The organism is Pseudoalteromonas sp. TAE79, assembly GCF_000498015.1.
Lineage (GTDB): Bacteria > Pseudomonadota > Gammaproteobacteria > Enterobacterales > Alteromonadaceae > Pseudoalteromonas.
This window is the reverse complement of sequence record NZ_AUTL01000010.1, coordinates 1-521: the sequence shown is the minus strand read 5'-3', so window position 1 is coordinate 521 and position 521 is coordinate 1. Positions and strand designations below refer to the sequence as shown.

At 56.8% G+C, this 521-nt stretch carries 1 protein-coding gene and 1 pseudogene; both read left to right on the top strand.

The features are described 5' to 3' along the window. Nucleotides 1-297, top strand: a pseudogene (locus L655_RS0100170) (dioxygenase); the annotation flags it as partial. Nucleotides 298-339: 42 nt separating this feature from the next. Next, on the top strand, nucleotides 340-521 hold a 182-nt coding region (locus L655_RS0100165), incomplete at its 3' end, for an SDR family NAD(P)-dependent oxidoreductase (RefSeq protein ID WP_029751508.1).

Below are 521 nucleotides of genomic sequence, written 5' to 3'. Positions count from 1 at the left end.
GGCAGTGGCATGAGCTTCCACAACATGCGTGGCTACGGCGACAAGCGGTTTACACCGCTCTCCGAGGCGTTCGATGACTGGCTGACGGACACTGTCGAAGGTGACTCCGGAATTCGTTATCAGCGATTGAGGAAATGGGTTCAGGCACCCCACGCCCTCGATTGTCATCCGCATGGAGACGAGGAACACCTGATTCCATTGCTCGTGGCAGCGGGTGCAGCGGGCGAGGAGCCCGGCAAGAAGGTTTATTCCGAACGGGTGATGGAAACCCAGTTATCGGCGTTTCAATTTGGTTGAGTGGGTGACGTCCCCTCAAAAATCAATAGCAAGAGGAATTAAATGATGAAAATTGAACTCACGGGCAAACAGTCGTTGGTCACCGGCTCTACCGCGGGCATCGGTTTGGCCATTGCCCAGGGGCTGGCCGAGGCCGGTGCCTCGGTAACTATAGTGGGTCGTGACCAGGTCAAAGTGGATAAGGCGCTGGCCGAGATAGCCAATGCCAGCGGTCGGGACGATGC